This is a genomic window from Maribacter sedimenticola (assembly GCF_900188415.1).
Classification (GTDB): domain Bacteria; phylum Bacteroidota; class Bacteroidia; order Flavobacteriales; family Flavobacteriaceae; genus Maribacter; species Maribacter sedimenticola.
Window position 1 is genome coordinate 386,041 of record NZ_FZNV01000002.1, and the last position, 18,482, is coordinate 404,522.

Consider the following 18,482-nt stretch of genomic DNA (forward strand, 5'->3'; position numbering starts at 1 on the left):
CTATCGTTTAGTTTAAAAATTCAAAAATACCTGCGGCACCTTGTCCTGTACCCACGCACATTGTTACCATACCGTATTTGCCTTGCATATTACGCTTACGCATTTCGTCAAACAATTGAACAGAAAGTTTCGCTCCGGTACATCCTAATGGATGTCCTAAGGCTATTGCTCCACCATTAACATTCACGATATCTTGGTTTAGGTCAAGCTCACGCATAACGGCCAAGGATTGTGAGGCAAATGCTTCGTTCAATTCAATTAACTCAATGTCGTCTTGTTTTAAACCAGCTTGCTTTAGTGCCTTTGGAATTGCTTTTACAGGTCCAATACCCATAATACGAGGCTCTACACCAGCAGCGGCATAATTCACCAAACGTGCAATAGGCTCAATATTGAGCTCTTTGACCATTTCTTCGCTCATGATAAGAACAAAAGCGGCACCATCGCTCATTTGCGAGGAGTTACCGGCTGTTACACTACCACCTGCGGCAAACACAGGTCTTAAACCGGCCAAAGCTTCTTTGCTGGTACCTTTTCTTGGTCCCTCATCCTTGGAAACGGTATAACTTTTATTTGCTTTTTTGCCATTCTCATCTACATATGTCTGATCTACTTTTATAGGAACAATCTGATCTTGAAAACGATCTTCTGCTTGTGCCTTTAAAGCCTTCATGTGTGAGTTGTAAGCAAATTCATCTTGATCTTCTCTTGACACTTTGAATTGCTTAGCAACGGCTTCTGCGGTATTACCCATTCCCCAATAATAATCCTCATGGCCAGATTTTACCAAATCATAGTTTAATTCCGGTTTATTACCTGTCATGGGAACGGAGCTCATACTTTCTGCACCACCTGCTATGATACAATCTGCCATTCCTGACTGAATTTTTGCCGTTGCAATACCAATCGTTTCAATTCCTGAAGAACAAAAACGATTTACGGTCACACCCGGTACATCCACAATATCCAATCCCATAAGTGATATTAAACGTGCCATGTTCAAACCTTGTGAACCTTCTGGCATAGCATTGCCCACAATAACATCGTCAATACGTTTTTTATCCAATTGGGGTACTTCACTCATCATATGCTGAATGGTCTCGGCGGCCAATTCATCAGCTCTTTTAAAACGGAAAACCCCTTTTGGCGCTTTTCCTACTGCCGTTCTATATGCTTTTACTATATATGCTTGTTTCATATCCTTTTTAGTTTCTTAATGGTTTACCTGTTTTTAACATGTGCTGAATTCTTTCCAATGTCTTACGTTCCGTACATAATGACAGGAATGCTTCACGCTCTAAATCCAAAAGATATTGTTCCGATACGCGTGTTGGTTCAGACAGATCACCACCGGCCATTACGTATGCCAATTTATTTGCAATCTTTTTGTCATGCTCACTTATATAGTTACTGTCTTGCATAGAGTCCGTACCTACTAAGAACATACCTAAAGCCTGCTTGCCTAAAACTTTAATATCCTTACGTTTTACAGGTTGGGTATACCCTGCCTCGGCCATTAATTGAGCATGGGCCTTAGCGGTAGCAATTTGTCGGTCTTTATTCACCACCACAATATCCTTGCCCGATTGTAAAATTCCTAGATCAAACGCTTCATAGGCAGAAGTGGATACCTTGGCCATACCTATTGTTAAAAAGTATTCTTGAAGTACGTTCAGTTCAACATCGTTTTTATGAAACAAATCTTGTGCTCGCAAGGCAAACTCCTTAGAACCGCCACCACCTGGGATTACACCAACTCCAAATTCAACCAAACCTATATAGGTTTCTGCAGCGGCTACGACTTTATCTGCATGTAATGACAGCTCACAGCCACCGCCCAAAGTCATACCGTGGGGTGCGGATACTGTGGGTATGGCGGAATAGCGCATGCGCATCATGGTATCCTGAAACATTTTTATTGCCATGTTCAATTCATCATACTCTTGCTCAACGGCCATCATAAATATCATACCGATATTAGCACCAACAGAAAAGTTTGGGGCTTGATTACCAACAACAAGACCTTGAAAATCTTTTTCGGCAAGGTCAATTGCCTTATTAAGTCCGGCAAGAACATCGCCCCCAATCGTATTCATTTTGGATTGGAATTCTACATTCAAGATTCCGTCTCCTAAATCTTCAACGACTACGCCGCTATTTTTAAATACTTCCTTGGATTTTCTAATATTATCCAAAATGATAAACGAATCCTGGCCAGGTATTTTTTCTATCGATTTTTTTGGAATATCATAATAGTAGGTAGCGCCATCCTTAACGGCATAAAAAGAAGTAGTTCCGGCTGCGAGCATCTCTGTTACCCAAGCAGCAGGTGTTTCCCCTTCCGCTTTCATTATTTCTATTCCCTTCTCTACACCAATGGCATCCCAAATTTGAAAAGGTCCGTGTTCCCAACCAAACCCAGCTTTCATGGCATCGTCAATCTTATAAAGTTCGTCCGTAATTTCAGGTATTCTATGTGATACATAGGCAAATAGGGCCGCAAAGTTCTTTCTATAAAACTCACCTGCCTTGTCTTTTCCTGCAACCAATACTTTAAATCTATCAACGACCTTATCTATTGTTTTGGTAAGTTCCAATGTGGCAAATTTTGCACTTTTCTTGGAACGGTACTCCATGGTATCCAAATCCAAGGTCAAAATTTCTGTCTTGCCCTTTTCATCTTTGGATTTTTTATAAAAACCTTGGCCGGTCTTACTACCCAACCACTTGTTCTCCATCATGGTATTGATGAAACCAGGCAGTTTAAAGAGTTCTAACTTTTCATCATCCTTACAGTTATCCGCAATTCCGTTGGCTACGTGCACTAAAGTGTCCAGACCAACAACATCTACGGTTCTAAACGTTGCGGATTTTGGACGACCTATTACCGGACCGGTCAATTTATCTACTTCTTCTACAGTCATGTTCATATCCTTGACCATATGAAAAAGGCTTTGGATACTGAATATGCCTATTCTATTACCTATAAAAGCAGGGGTATCTTTTGCGATAACCGATGTTTTACCTAGAAATTTTTCTCCATATCCGTTTAAAAATTCCAGTACTTCAGGAGAAGTCTTGGGTCCAGGAATAATTTCAAACAATTTTAAATATCGTGCGGGATTAAAAAAGTGTGTTCCACAGAAGTGTTTCTGAAAATCCTCACTACGGCCTTCACTCATAAAATGAATAGGAATACCCGATGTATTGGATGTAATCAATGTACCTGGAGTCCTATGCTTTTCCAAGTTTTCAAACACCATTTTTTTAATATCAAGTCGTTCAACAACTACTTCAATGATCCAGTCAACCTTGGCCACTTTTGCAATATCATCCTCTAAGTTTCCAGTAGATATCCTATCTGCAAATTTTTGATGATAAATAGGGGAGGGCTTAGATTTTAGTGCTGCAGCCAATGAATCGTTAACCAATCTATTACGAACAACTTTATCGTTAAGTGTTAAGCCTTTGGCTTTTTCCTTTTCCGTAAGTTCTCTTGGTACGATATCCAATAGTAATACTTCGACTCCAATATTGGCAAAATGGCAAGCAATGCCACTACCCATTATTCCAGAGCCGATAACTGCTACTTTTTTAATATGCTTGTTCATGTAGTTTAATCGGTATTAATTTGATATATTTTTTGAAAATAATTTTTTGTCCGCAATTAGTTTATTGATGGTTTCCGTAACCTCAAAGAAGTTCAGAATTTTTTCCTGGTCCACTTCTTGCCTAATAGCTTCATTAAATTGAAGTACGGTACTTTTAGAAAGGTTTCTTTTTTCCAGGCCCATTTCGGTCAAGTAGATTAATACCCCTCTTCCGTCATCTGGGTTAGGCTTTCTTAGAATGAGCCCTTTTTTTTCCATACTCTTTAAGATTCTGGAAAGACTTGTAGCTTCCATGCCCATTTTAGGTCCTAAAGCGGTAGATGGAGTTCCCGTTTTGGGGTCAATACTCAATAAAGTAAAACCTACTGCCATTGTAGAATCAAAATTCTTTGCTTCTTCATTATACATTCTAGCTACGGCTTGCCATGTAGCTCTAAGTGCATAATCAATTGTTACTTCTTTCATACGCTGGTGGTTGCAGCCCAAATATAATAAAATTTATTATGCATGCATAATAAATTTATGAAATATTTAAGCAAAACCTATTCCTTTTTTGAATTTGGTACAATTGCCTATATAAAATTACGGAATGCCGTATTTAATAAGAATTGGGTAAAAGATTAACTTGGTATAATACCAAGTTAATCCATATAGATTAATTAAACCCGGGCAGTAGGTTAAAATTCCGTTTGGGCTTTTCTAATTTTGGTGGAATATGGTCTTAATATCCATAAATATCATTGTATAGGTCAATGTATTTTTCCTTGATGATTTTTCTCCTCAATTTCATTGTAGGGGTAAGATGTCCGCCCTCAATGCTCCAAATGTCCGGTGTAAGCCTAAATTGTTTAATTTTTTCCCATTTGGCAAAATTTTCATTGGCCTTGGTAACTTCTTCGTCCAATCTTGCAATTACTTTTTCATTAAGTACAATATCAGAATTTTCACCTACGGTAATTTTATTCTTCTTGGCCCATTCATAGATATAATCAAAATTGGGCTGAATAAGTGCAGCGGGCATTTTTTCACCTTCACCAATAACCATAATCTGCTCAATGAAACGGGATTGCTTGCATCTGTTCTCCAACAATTGGGGTGCTACATATTTACCGCCGGAAGTTTTGAACATTTCCTTTTTGCGATCGGTAATCCGCAAAAAACCTTCATGGTCTATTTCACCGATATCCCCTGTATGGAAGTAGCCATCCTTGATGACTTCGGCGGTTTTTTCCGGATCCTTATAATAACCCATCATTACGTTAGGACCCTTGCATAAAATTTCGCCATCTTCGGCAATCGTTACTTCCACATCTGAAATGACCTTACCTACGGTGGCAATTTTCCACCCGTTGTTACGTACATCGTTTACAGAGATGACAGGTGAAGTTTCGGTGAGACCATAACCTTCCATTACAGGAATACCTGCGGCGCCAAAAATTCTACTTAGACGGGGCTGCAAAGCGGCACTACCGGACACCATTATGCCAAGATTACCTCCTAGGCCTTCTTGCCACTTGCTGAAAATTAACTTGCGTGCTATGGAAAGTTTAAATTCATACCACCACCCGTTGACCTTATAAGGTTCAAATTTTAGACCTACACCAACGGCCCAAAAGAACAGACTCTTTTTTATACCCGTTAGACTTGATCCTTTTGCAATTATAGATTCATATACCTTTTCTAACAACCTGGGTACTACGGTCATTAAATTTGGTTTTACTTCTTTTAAGTTATCACTTATTTTATCCAACCCTTCGGCAAAATGAATTTCAATTCCGCAATATTGGTAGAGATAAAGAATCATACGTTCAAAAATATGGCAAACGGGTAAAAAGCTTAACGCTGTATCATTGGTGCTAGAGGGAACACGTTCTTTACTTGCTACAACATTGGACACCAAATTATTATGGCTCATCATTACACCTTTTGGTCTTCCAGTGGTACCCGAAGTATAGATTAAAGTTGCAAGATCAGATGGTTGAACGTTATTCTTTAACGTTTCTACTTCTTCTTGGTTGGTCGTATCCGCACCTTGGTCCAATACTTCTTGCCAATTAGGGCAATTATCTATTTCATTGAACGAGTATACTCCTTTAAGGGATTTTACATTGCCCTTGATATTGTTGACCTTTGTCAATACCTCTGTACACGATACAAAACAATACTGTGCTTCTGAATGGTTTAGCACATATTCATAATCCTCTTCAGAAATAGTGGGATAAATTGGTACATTCTGTGCGCCGATCTGTAATATTCCAATATCCAAAATATTCCACTCCGTTCTGTTTGTCAATGAGATAACGGCTATTTTGTCATTAGGTTTAACTCCTAAGCGAAGCAAACCCCTGCTTATGGCATTTGCTTTATTAATATACTCTTGCGTGGAAGTGGCGATCCATTTCCCGTTTTTTTTGGTTACAAGAGCTTTTTCAAGGTTAAAATGCTCTAATTGATAATAAGGTATATCGAATAGACGGGTTATTTTTTGCATATGCAGATTATAAACTTTTTTGCAAAATAATGAAAGAACTCGGTATTTTAAAATTGTATTGACAAATAAAATAGCCTATGATTATAAATTTCTTAATCTGAAAGTTCAACAGGGTTCGGGCTAATTCTAAATATTCGTCTACAATAAATTGCAAATGAATGGGTTATGTGTGCATAATGCTCAAAATTTAATTATTTGTGATTAAGAATCCAATCTTTGGCATTCACAAAGGCTTCAATCCAAGGTGAAACTTCATCCTTTCTATTTGATGGATAATGTGCCCAGTTCCATGGAAAAATAGAACGTTCTATATGGGGCATTGTCACCAGGTGTCTACCGGTTTTATCACAAAGCATTGCCGTATTGAAATCACTACCATTTGGATTTGCCGGATATCCTTCATAACCATATTTGGCAACGATATCATAGTTGTCCTCAGAAAGCGGTAATGAGAATTTACCTTCCCCGTGAGAAATCCAAACCCCTAATTTGCTTCCTTCCAATGAGGAAAGCATTACGGAATTGTTTTTCTGTATTTCTACGGATGTAAAGTTACTTTCGTGTTTATGGGAATCGTTATATGTCATTTTACCATGGGTTTCATGCTCCGGATTTATTAGGTCCAGTTCCATGAACAATTGGCAACCATTGCATATACCGACCGATAGCGTATCTGGTCTAGCAAAGAAGTTCTTGATAACGGTGTTGGCCTTTTCATTGTACTTGATGGCACCCGCCCATCCTTTGGCGCTTCCCAAAACGTCTGAGTTGGAGAAACCTCCAACAGCTCCTAAGAACTGAATGTCCTCTAAATTCTCGCGTCCTGAAATTAAATCGGTCATATGAACGTCTTTCACATCAAAACCGGCCAAATACATTGCATTGGCCATTTCGCGTTCAGAGTTACTGCCTTTTTCACGGAGAATGGCGGCCTTAGGTCTGTCTTTGGTTGCGTTTAAGGCTTTACTTGGCACGCTTATAGGGGTCTTATTGGAAAAGGTATATTGCAAAGGTTGAACCTTATAATTTTCAAATCTGTCCTTGGCCAGACCATTTGCAGTCTGTTGATTGTCAAGAAGGAATGATGTCTTGAACCAAGTGTCCCGTAAGGTTTCTATATTTAGTCCCATTTCCATACCATTGTTTTTTATGGTAAGAACGGCTTTGCTCGTAACGGTACCCAATTTAATGGCATCTATATTGTTAGATGCAAAAATGTTTGCTATACTGTCATCTTTTGCTTGTAGCACAACTCCTGCATTTTCAGAAAACAGAACTTTTATGGTATCTGCCTCGCCCAATGAGGTAAGGTCAAGATCGGCCCCTAGTTCAGTGTCCGCAAAGCACAGTTCCAGAAGTGTTGTAATCAACCCGCCGGAGGCAACATCGTGCCCTGCAACAATTTTATCTTCCTTAATTAAGGTTTGTATGGTGTTAAAAGCAGCTTTAAAGTATGCGGAGTCCGTAATGGTTGGGGTTTCGCTACCAATACTGTTCCTTGTTTGTGAAAATGAAGAACCTCCTAGTTTATAGGCATCCTTAGATAGATTAATGTAATAGATAGACCCGGCATCTTTTTGTAGAACAGGTTCTATAACCTTGGTAATATCGTTACAGTTACCCGCAGCGGATATAACCACGGTACCCGGAGATATTACATCACCATCCTTATATTTTTGTTTCATGGAAAGGGAATCCTTTCCAGTGGGTACATTGATGCCTAATTCAATTGCAAATTCGGAAACAGCTTGTACTGCTTTATATAAGCGGGCATCTTCTCCTTCATTTTTGCAGGGCCACATCCAGTTGGCGGATAAGGAAACGGAGGCCAAACCATCTTTTAACGGCGCCCAAACCAGGTTGGTCAAAGCTTCTGCAATACTGTTCTTGCTACCTGCGGATGGGTCTATAAGCGCAGAGATGGGGGAGTGCCCAATACTAGTGGCAATCCCTTCCTTGCCTTTAAAGTCCAAAGCCATTACACCACAATTGTTCAAAGGTAACTGTAACGGCCCCACACATTGCTGTTTGGCAACACGACCACCTACGCAACGATCAACCTTGTTGGTGAGCCAATCCTTACAGGCCACTGCCTCTAGTTGAAGAACCGCGTCCAAGTAATCATGAAAATATTCAAGCGAATAGTTGGCATTGGCATAATTTCGAGTTACGGTGTTATCGGTCATAATTGTTTTTGGAGAACTGCCGAACATATCTGAAAGTTCCAGGTCCATTGGCTTATCTCCATTGGTCTTGGATTCGAACGTAAAACGATCATCACCTGTAACATCGCCCACTTCATACATTGGTGAGCGTTCGCGATCGGCAATTCGTTTTAATAGATCTATATGGTCCTTACCAATGACCAACCCCATACGCTCCTGTGATTCATTGCCTATAATTTCCTTGGCTGATAATGTAGGGTCGCCAACGGGTAATTTATCCAAATCTATTTTTCCGCCTGTTTCCTCAACAAGTTCAGAAAGACAGTTAAGGTGACCACCAGCTCCGTGATCATGAATAGAGACAATGGTATTTTCATCACTTTCCACCATACCGCGTATAGCGTTTGCGGCCCTTTTTTGCATTTCAGGATTAGAGCGTTGAACAGCATTAAGTTCTATCGCGGAACTAAATTCCCCCGTATCTGCACTGCTCACAGCCGCACCGCCCATACCGATCCTATAATTATCGCCCCCAAGAATTACAATTTTATTTCCGGTTTGGGGCTTGTCCTTAATGGCTTGTTCAACTTTCCCGTAGCCTATACCACCAGCTTGCATAATAACTTTGTCAAAGCCTAATCTGCGTTGATTTTGTGAAGCTGACGACATATTGTCATCGGTACTGTCAAAAGGCGAGGAAGCTTCATCATGTTCAAAGGTTAAAACCGAGCCAGAGATGAGCGGCTGACCAAATTTGTTTCCAAAATCGGAAGCACCGTTAGATGCTTTGATCAAAATATCCATTGGTGTTTGGTATAACCATTTTCTTTCTGGCATTCCCTTTTCCCAAGGTCTGTTTTGTTCCAAACGGGAATATGCGGTCATATATACGGCCGTTCCAGCTAAAGGTAAGGACCCTTTTCCGCCGGCCAAGCGATCCCGTATTTCACCACCTGCACCGGTTGCCGCCCCGTTAAAAGGTTCTACCGTAGTAGGAAAATTATGGGTTTCCGCTTTTAAGGAGATAACGGAATCAAATTCCTTTTCCTGATAAAAGTCTGGTCTATCTGCACTTTTAGGGGCAAACTGTACCACCTTTGGTCCTTTTACAAAAGCTACATTGTCCTTATAGGCAGATATGATATCATTAGGATGTTCCTGGGATGTTTTCTTGATCAATTTAAATAAGGAGGTAGGCATTTCCTCTCCGTCGATTACGAATGTACCGTTGAATATTTTATGCCTACAATGTTCAGAATTGACCTGACTAAAACCAAAAACTTCTGAATCGGTCAATTTGCGACCTATTTTTTTACTCAAGTTTTCCAGGTATTGCACTTCCTCTTCGTTGAGGGCCAAACCTTCTTGTAGATTAAAGGCTTGGATATCTTCAATTTCCAATATAGGTTTGGGTGCAACGCTAATAGTGAACACATCTTGGTCCAATACCTTATACTTCTGCGAAATCATTGGATCAAATCCTGTAAAATGCTCATCTACGGCATTAAATTCCTCAATTCTAATGATACCCTCAATACCCATATTTTGGGTGATTTCAGTAGCATTGGTACTCCAGGGAGTTATCATTGCGGCACGAGGCCCAACAAAAAAGGCGTCAAGTGACGCCGCATTTATTTTCGGTAGGTTGCCAAACAACCATATAAGTTTACCGGTATCTTCAGTTGAAAGTTCCTTAGCGGTCTGTACCGCAAAAACCTTTTTGCTAGGTTCCCCAAAAAAGTGAATCATTATAACGAGTCTGGTATTGATTTTTAAAGTACAAAATTAAGGTTTTAGCAGTTACTTTTCACGGTAATTTGAAACACTTTTAAACAGTAATTGTTAATGAAAAAAGTAGGATTTTGTTTTACCTTTATCCAATGAACTAAAAATTGCCGATAGTTTCTAAATTAGGTTTTAATTTTAGATTTTTATTTAAGATTAAATTATAGTCTGTTTTTAAGACTTTTATAAAGGCAGTGTTTACACGACTAAAATAGGCATCAATATTAAATTTGGGACAAAATGACAAAGCATAAAAGCGATATACAGGCGCTATCAAAATGTATGGATATGATAGGAGGTAAATGGAAACCCATACTCTTATATCATATTTCTAAGGGTACGAATAGATTTAATAAATTATTTGAAGCCATAGATGGGATAAATCGCCAAATGTTAAGCAAACAATTAAAATCATTGGAAAAGACGGGCATATTGGACCGCACATTATATGGAGAAATTCCGCCACGTGTGGAATATACTTTAACACCCGCAGGAAAGTCATTGTTACCTGTTGTACAAGCTATGATGCGTTGGGGGCAAAAACAACAGACGGAAAAAGTAGTTGTGCCAGACGCGCCGCAGAACCAACAGTTGCCGTTGTTTTAATACAGCTTTACAATAGTATGGTTTTGGCATGCAAAAATTACTATTAATATCAAAAAAATGGGTTGTTGGTTCTTAATTAGACAAAAATTAATGTAGAGCCACGGTAGGGCGATTGAATTTGCGTATCTTTTTGGAAGCTAATTCAAACCAACCATGAAAGAAAAAACTATCCTATTAGCGGCAATTTGCTCACTCTCTATGATGAGTAGTGCAATTGCCCAAAAGAAAAGATCAAACAAACAAATTGAAAAATTAAAGGCCGAAGTCGCATCCATAGTCGAGGATAATAAGAAGCAATCCCAAGTCATGGTCGATAAAATTTTCAGTTTTTCCGAATTAGGCTTCCAGGAAGTAGAGTCGTCCAAATACCTTACCGGGATATTAACCGAAAACGGATTTGAAATAGAAACTTCAATATCTGGCATACCTACGGCGTGGTTTGCTACTTGGAGCAATGGTGAGGGCCCTGTTATAGCTTTGGGAAGTGATGTGGATTGCATTCCTAAAGCATCACAATATCCTGGTGTAGCCTATCACAAGCCCATTGTAGAAGGTGCGCCTGGCCATGGTGAAGGTCACAATTCCGGAATTCCAATGAATATTTCTTCTGCCCTTGCCGTAAAGAAGATTATGGAACGAGAGCAAATAGGAGGTACATTATTGGTCTGGCCCGGTATTGCCGAAGAACTTGTGGCCGCAAAGGCGTGGTACGTTAGAGATGGTTTGTTCGATGATATAGACATGTGCATCTTTACACATGTGGGCAATAATTTAGGAGTCTCCTATGGACCCACAAGGGGCACCGGTCTAATATCCGTTGAATATAGTTTTGATGGTGAAGCCGCACATTCCGCAGGATCTCCCTGGCGAGGAAAAAGTGCCCTGGACGCTGCTGAACTAATGAACATAGCTTGGAACTATAAGCGTGAGCACCTACACCCCTTAAAACGTTCCCATTCTATATTTACGGATTCTGGAGATCAGCCAAACGTGGTACCTTCAAAAGCATCTATATGGTTCTATTTTAGGGATATTAAATATGAAGGGATCATGGAAATGTATGCCATGGCCAACGATATGGCAAAAGGAGCGGCTATGATGACCGGCACTACCATGACCTCCAAGGTTTTGGGTACTGCCTGGCCAAGGCACTATAATAAGGTTATTGCCGAAACTATGTACGGGAATATAAAACAAGTAGGTTTGCCGGAATGGTCAGAGGCGGACCAAAAATTGGCAAAGGCGGTACAGACAGAAGTCGGTTCGGAAAAGGTAGAAGGTCTATCTACGGAATTAGCTGATTTGGGCCTTCCTGTAATTGAACCCGTAAGTGGTGGTTCTGATGATATTGGCGATATTTCTTGGAAAGTTCCAACGGTTACCCTGAGGTATCCGTCTAACATACCCGGACTTCAAGGCCATCATTGGAGCAATGCCATTGCCATGGCCACACCAATAGCACATAAAGGAGTTGTAGCCGGAGCAAAGGTTGAAGCCATGACCATATTGGATTTTCTGTTAAAACCCGAATTGATGAAAGGTGCGTGGGACTATTTTAACAATGAACAACAAAAGGATACCAAATATCAACCTATGATTTCAGAAAGTGATATGCCTCCAATTTACCTGAACAAGGATAAACAAGAACAATTTAGACCAGCTTTGGAAAAATTCTATTATGACGAGACTAAGTATGATACTTATTTAGAGCAGTTGGGGATTGAGTATCCAACATTGAAATCAGAGTAGTATTTTAGTTTAACTTAAATAGACTTATATAACTAGTAACTATAGAACACACCTCATTTGTAGAAATTATGCCATCCAAATTTTACTGCTGCAGCCAATGTAGCTGAATTTGATGCTAGAATGAAATTGTTCTTTTCTGGAGTCCAATTAGTAAAAGAAATCTAATGACAAAACCTATTATAAAGGTTTTGTCATTAAAACGAATGCTATGATAAAACAATTTATTTATTTGATTTTTTTAGTTGGATATTTTTCATTTTCTCAAATAACTAGTGTCGCAGAATATGTATATGTAAATAAAATAATTAATTACAAAAGTAAAGGAGTTTTAAAATTTACATCCAATCATTCAAATTATACTTTATTAAGATCAGAGGCACTTGTTGAAGAAGAAAGAACATTGGATGAAAATGGAAACGTGCAAATAAATTTACCTGATTCTGATGATAGACCAGAATATTATTTAAATAGAGAGTTAAAAATCTTTTTAAATAAAGTTTACGGATTTAGAGAAGTGTATATTCTTGAAGAAGAAATACCGAATATTAATTGGAAAATAGAACAGGAATTCAAAAATCTAAATACTTTAATATGTCAGAAGGCTACTGGATACTTTAGGGGTAGAACTTATATAGTCTGGTTTGCAAATGACATCCCCGTGCCTTATGGTCCATGGAAATTACAGGGTTTACCTGGATTGATCGTAGAAGCTACAGATGATGAGGGTTTAATACTTTTCAGGTTATCAAAATATAGTACCCAAAACCAAGGTGAAAACATACAGATTCCGGTAGGGACTAAAAAAATGTCCTTAAAAGAATTTGTAACCAAAGAAAAGCCTGAAAAGCAAAAAGAGTTTTTTGCATATGTCAGTTCTCTGAATACCGATAGAAATACTACTATCGTATCTTCTAGCTATACAGAGCCACCAAGACTTGAGCTTATATATGAGTGGGAAAAGAACGATTCAAATAAAGAATAATAGATTTTATAAACAAAGGTAATGTGCGGATAAAACTTTTTTTTCTGATTTTAAGTTTTCTGTCGACAGGCACGATTATTTCCCAAACAAAAATTACTGGTTTTATTATGGATGCCTTCCAAAAACCAATTCCTTACAGTAGTCTATTACTTCAATCACAAGATTCAATAACTGTTGCTTATACTTATAGTAACAATAGCGGTTTTTACGAGCTAGAGTTAGATGAAACAGGAGATTTTAACCTCATTGTTTCTATGTTAGGTTATGAAAAACTAATACAGCCCATCTCTATTACTAAGAACACTAAAAATTTAAAAAAGGATATTGAACTTAAAGAGAAACTTTTTGAATTAAATGAGGTAATTGTCAATGCAGATCTACCTATTGATATTAAAAAGGATACGGTTGTATATAAAGTAAAAACATTTTTAAGAGGAAATGAAGTAATACTAGAAGATTTGCTTAAAAATTTACCTGGAATAAATGTAGATTCTGACGGGACTATAAAGTTTGGAAACCAAGAAATTGAAAAATTGATGGTAGACGGTGATGATTTTTTTGAAAAAGGATATAAAATATTATCAAAAAGTTTGCCGGTACACCCTTTGGAGAGTGTTGAGTTACTTCAAAAATATTCTAATAGTAGATTATTAAAAGGTATTGAAAATAGCGATAAAGTTGCGCTTAATTTGAAACTTAAGGAAGAAGCTAAAAACATTTGGTTTGGGGATATTACCATGGGATATGGCTTAGAATTATCTAATTTTTATACCATTAAAGGTAATCTGGCTAATTTCAGTAAAAAGAAAAAGTTTTATTTTTTAAGTAATCTTAATAATACCGGGGATGATTCTACAGGTGATATTAATCAATTAATAAGACCCTACCGTTCTGGTGAGCCCTCAAGTATAGGTGATAATCAGCGATTACAGACCTTAAACAATATTAGTGGTGGTATTAATGATTTTAAAGAGAGCAGAACTAACTTTAATAATGCGGAACTACTTTCTTTGAATGCTATTTATAACCTGTCTAATAAAGTAAAATTGAAAACCTTGGGGTTTTTAAATACAGACGAAATTCAGTTTTTTAGCAATACTATAGATAATTTTAATTCTAGTGGATTTAGTTTTACAAACACAGAGGACGTTATAATATCAAATAACAAGCTTACTGCTTTTGGTAAGATAGATATAACGTATGATATATCAGAACGTAAAATGTTGGAATCAACAACAAAATTTAATTACTCTAATTTTAAGGATAACTCTGATTTAAATTTTAACGGACTTTCCACTTTGCAATCATTAGCATCTAATAATAATCTTTTTGACTATAAAATCGGTTACTCTGATAGGTTTGCTGATAAAAAAGTTTTCTTATTAACTGGGCGATATATAAAAGAAAGTTCGCCACAAAACTTTACTATTAACCGTTTTTTATATCAAGATTTGTTTCCTGAAATCTCAAATGCTAATAATATTTCTCAAATAAGTGAGAATCAATATCAATTTTTTGGGGTAGAAGGTCATCTTTTAGAAAAAAAACAAAATGGTAATTTACTAGAATTTAAGTTAGGTAACGAACTGCGAATAGATGATTTACAATCAATTTTTAATATAAAAAATAACGATGTACTTTTAGAAAATCCAGATGGCTTTCAGAATACTTTAGAATATAGAACAAATGATTTGTATTTTAAAACCAAGTATCTTTTTAAAATAAATAAGATTGGGTTTATAGGTAAATTAGATTTTCACCAACTCTTCAATAATTTAGAATTTTCAGAAAACAACAAGAGTCAATCAGTATTTTTTATTAATCCAAGCTTAGGTCTTAACTGGGAAATAAATAAATCTAATGAATTAGAAACATCGGTAAGTATAACAACTAATAACGCTGATGTTTTAAGTACCTCTAACAATTATTCGCTTACAGGGTTTAGGTTTTTTTCGAAGGGCACAGGAGATTTTAATCAATTAAACGCATTTAATTATTCTTTCAATTATAAAGTAGGCGACTTTTCAAGCCGTTTTTTTTCGGGATTGTCTCTAAATTATATGAAGAACAATGACTTTTTCTCAACCAATACTTCGTATGATCCAAATTTTTCATTGTCGGAGAAAATACTAATTAAGGATAGAGAATTTTTAAATGCTGCTGCATATTCAAACTTTTATTTTAGGAAATTGAAATCTACTCTTAAACTTAGTTTAGGGTACTCAAAATCTAATTTTCAGAATAATATTAATGATACTGGCCTTAGGATAGTTAAAAATCAAACTAACAGTTACCAAATAAAATTAAAATCTGCTTTTAGCGGTTTTTTTAATTACAATGTAGGAACCGAGTGGTTATCAAATTCAATAGAAATTAGCACGTTAAATAATAAATTCACTAATAACACTAGTTATTTGGACTTAGCTTTTGCCTTTACCGATAAGTTAACTTTAGACGTTAAAACCGAACGCTATTTCTTTGGCAATCTTCAAGGTGTAAATACTTACTACTTTTTAGATGTGACCGCAAAGTATGTTTTAAAGAAAAATAAGTGGACGTTATTTTTTGATGGTAGGAACTTATTTGACAATAACACTTTTAGAACATTCTCTATTAATGATGTAGGTAATACAACAACTGAATATAGGTTGTTGCCAAGAATATTACTATTGAAACTTGCTTATAGATTTTGAATTTTTTAATTAATTGCTTTTTTCCAATAAAGCCATGAAGAAACCATCATAACCACTCTTTGAGGCATATATTTTTTTGTCTTTAACCAACGTAAAATCCTTACCCTCTTCAGATTTAAGGAAAGACTGTACTTGATGACTATTTTCTTGTGGCAGTATGGAACAAGTAGCATAGACCATCTTTCCACCAGGTTTTACGATTTTGCTATAGTTTCTAATAATCTCATGTTGCGTTTGCACAATTTTATCCAGAAATTCGGGTTGCATTTTCCACTTGGAGTCTGGGTTTCTTCTTAAAACGCCCAATCCCGTACATGGGGCATCTATAAGCACTCTATCTGCACTACCATATAATTTTTTATATACCTTGGAAGAATCTATTTCCCTAACTTCAATATTGTGTGCTCCGTTACGTCTTGCCCTTCTTTTTAGTTCCTTAAGCTTGCTACCATAAATATCCATGGAAATCAGCTGTCCTTTATTCTCCATCAAGGAAGCCAAATGCAATGATTTTCCACCGGCACCTGCACAGGTGTCAACTACCCGTTGACCAGGTTCTACATCCAAAAATGCGGCAACCAACTGAGAGGAAGCATCTTGTACTTCAAACATACCATTTTTAAAGGCTTGTGTTACAAATACATTTGCACGCTCAACCAATTTTAAGGCATCTGGGTAACCACGTATAGGTTCGGCTACAATATTCTCGTCCAGTAATGCTTTTCTTAATGTTTCTTTATTGGTTTTTAAAGTATTGGTACGTAAGATAACTTCAGCCGGCTCATTGAGTTTGGCTATTTCTTCTGTCCACAACTTATCGCCCAAAGCTTTTTCACCCAGTTCATCTATCCAATCTGGAATAGCTTCCCTAAATTTTCTAATTTTGGAAAGCTCGTCGAATTTTCCTTTTATCCTTCTTTCCGGTGTGGGTTCTATTTGTTTCCAATCCGGTAATTTTATTCCTTTCAAAACCGCCCAAACGGCCCACATACGAAACAGGTCGGGCCTGCTGAAAGGTGCCTTTACTTCTGCAATTTCTGCATATAATCTTTTGTACCTTACCATTTCATAAGTGGTCTCGGCAATAAATCCTCGGTCGCGAGCACCCCATCGTTTGTCAAAACGAAGTACTTTCTGAACGACCTTGTCCGCATATTCATTTTCGTTAAAAATGAGATTAAGGGCATCTATTACGGCAAACACGAGATTTCTATGTAATTTCATGAGAAGAGATATTGTTTATTATGGTTGAAAGATTGTGTCACTGAGAAAAAGCTTGCAACTTTTAAGTTGTGGTCTTTCAAAAAATTAGGGTGCAAAGGTATTGTTTTAGAAGTGATTCCATTTATTTTTGAGAAACTTTATACGATAATATCATGCGCTATGTATTTCTATTAATTGTTTTACTGGTTTCCTGTACCGAAAGTAAACAACCGGTGACATTTACATCTGCGACAATTGAAACCCTTTATACCGATTCTATAAGTGTAAGAGCTATTGAGCTTATGGGTAATAGTTTGGCTTTTGCGGCCAATAACGGTGTTTTTGGCACTATTGAATTAGGTACTGGAAAAGTAAGGGCCAATACGATTTCTTCACCAGAAGGAAATCCGCATTTTAGGGCTGTGGCACATACATCTAATGATTTTTTTATGTTGTCCATAGAATCACCGGCTCTATTGTATAAAACGGGTGGTAATGGACAGATGCAAGTGGTATACAAAGAGGAGGGAGAAGGTGTTTTTTATGATGCCATGACATTTTTAAATGATTTGGACGGTATAGCACTTGGTGATAGCGTAGGGGGGTGCTTAAGTATTATCACAACCGCCGATGGAGGAAATACTTGGTCCAAGATACCCTGTAGCCTACTACCGGAAGGTATTGTGGGTGAAGGTGCTTTTGCTGCCAGTAATAGCAATATCAAAACTATAGGGGATAATATTTGGTTGGCCACCACCTCGGGTAGAATCTTGTTCTCTCCGGATAAAGGTAAATCATGGCAAGCGTTCGGTACGCCCATCCGCAATACCCAACCTACGGAAGGAATTTATTCCATAGATTTTTACAATGCCAATACGGGAATTGCCATTGGGGGCGATTATACTGAACCAGATGATGCCAATGCCAATAAGGCCATTACGGTAGATGGAGGAAAAACTTGGAATCTATTGGCCAACAACATGGAACCAGGATATAAAAGTTGTGTACAATTTGTGCCGGGAACCAATGGTTACGGAATAGTTGCGGTTGGCTTCACCGGTATCTCCTATTCATCTGACAGGGGTAACAGTTGGAGAGAACTTTCAAAAGAGTCATTTTACACCCTTAGGTTTCAAAATGATAGCATAGCTTACGCCGCAGGCAAGAACCGCATTGCCAAAATTAAATTTCAATAGG

Annotated in this window: 11 protein-coding genes; 5 read left to right on the forward strand and 6 right to left on the reverse strand. The window is 37.5% G+C overall.

The features are described from left to right. Window positions 1-7: 7 nt before the first annotated feature. From CHB68_RS06685 to purL, 5 genes are all read right to left on the reverse strand, one after another. The gene (locus CHB68_RS06685; protein ID WP_089260088.1) at window positions 8-1,198 is read right to left on the reverse strand and encodes an acetyl-CoA C-acyltransferase; all 1,191 of its coding nucleotides are present in this window, start codon (window positions 1,196-1,198) and stop codon (window positions 8-10) included. 7 nt (window positions 1,199-1,205) lie between these two features. Beyond that, complete coding sequence (locus CHB68_RS06690) at window positions 1,206-3,611, reverse strand: 3-hydroxyacyl-CoA dehydrogenase/enoyl-CoA hydratase family protein (RefSeq protein ID WP_089260089.1); 2,406 nt, start codon at window positions 3,609-3,611, stop codon at window positions 1,206-1,208. Between the two features lie 15 nt (window positions 3,612-3,626). After that, on the reverse strand, window positions 3,627-4,076 hold the full coding sequence (locus CHB68_RS06695) for a MarR family winged helix-turn-helix transcriptional regulator (RefSeq protein ID WP_089260090.1): 450 nt from the start codon (window positions 4,074-4,076) through the stop codon (window positions 3,627-3,629). Between the two features lie 256 nt (window positions 4,077-4,332). Then, window positions 4,333-6,102 (reverse strand): AMP-dependent synthetase/ligase, encoded by a 1,770-nt coding sequence (locus CHB68_RS06700; RefSeq protein ID WP_089260091.1) that lies wholly within the window; start codon window positions 6,100-6,102, stop codon window positions 4,333-4,335. Window positions 6,103-6,293: 191 nt separating this feature from the next. Further along, the gene (gene purL, locus CHB68_RS06705) at window positions 6,294-10,016 is read right to left on the reverse strand and encodes a phosphoribosylformylglycinamidine synthase (RefSeq protein ID WP_089260092.1); all 3,723 of its coding nucleotides are present in this window, start codon (window positions 10,014-10,016) and stop codon (window positions 6,294-6,296) included. 276 nt (window positions 10,017-10,292) lie between these two features. Here purL and CHB68_RS06710 point away from each other — a divergent pair, with 276 nt between their 5' ends. The 4 genes from CHB68_RS06710 to CHB68_RS06725 all read left to right on the forward strand — a co-directional run bounded on the left by CHB68_RS06710 (window position 10,293) and on the right by CHB68_RS06725 (window position 16,082). Next, on the forward strand, window positions 10,293-10,658 hold the full coding sequence (locus tag CHB68_RS06710; RefSeq protein WP_089260093.1) for a winged helix-turn-helix transcriptional regulator: 366 nt from the start codon (window positions 10,293-10,295) through the stop codon (window positions 10,656-10,658). Between the two features lie 153 nt (window positions 10,659-10,811). After that, window positions 10,812-12,407 (forward strand): zinc-binding metallopeptidase family protein, encoded by a 1,596-nt coding sequence (locus CHB68_RS06715; RefSeq protein ID WP_089260094.1) that lies wholly within the window; start codon window positions 10,812-10,814, stop codon window positions 12,405-12,407. A 208-nt stretch (window positions 12,408-12,615) separates the two neighbouring features. After that, window positions 12,616-13,389 (forward strand): GLPGLI family protein, encoded by a 774-nt coding sequence (locus CHB68_RS06720; RefSeq protein WP_089260095.1) that lies wholly within the window; start codon window positions 12,616-12,618, stop codon window positions 13,387-13,389. A gap of 23 nt (window positions 13,390-13,412) precedes the next feature. Beyond that, window positions 13,413-16,082 carry a carboxypeptidase-like regulatory domain-containing protein gene (locus CHB68_RS06725; protein ID WP_262494222.1) on the forward strand — a complete coding sequence of 890 codons (2,670 nt, stop codon included), beginning with the start codon at window positions 13,413-13,415 and terminating at the stop codon, window positions 16,080-16,082. 9 nt (window positions 16,083-16,091) lie between these two features. Here the strand turns inward: CHB68_RS06725 and CHB68_RS06730 are convergent, their stop codons facing one another. Beyond that, window positions 16,092-17,306 carry an RsmB/NOP family class I SAM-dependent RNA methyltransferase gene (locus CHB68_RS06730; protein WP_089260097.1) on the reverse strand — a complete coding sequence of 405 codons (1,215 nt, stop codon included), beginning with the start codon at window positions 17,304-17,306 and terminating at the stop codon, window positions 16,092-16,094. Between the two features lie 152 nt (window positions 17,307-17,458). Here CHB68_RS06730 and CHB68_RS06735 point away from each other — a divergent pair, with 152 nt between their 5' ends. Beyond that, complete coding sequence (locus CHB68_RS06735) at window positions 17,459-18,481, forward strand: WD40/YVTN/BNR-like repeat-containing protein (protein ID WP_089260098.1); 1,023 nt, start codon at window positions 17,459-17,461, stop codon at window positions 18,479-18,481. Window position 18,482: the final 1 nt, after the last annotated feature.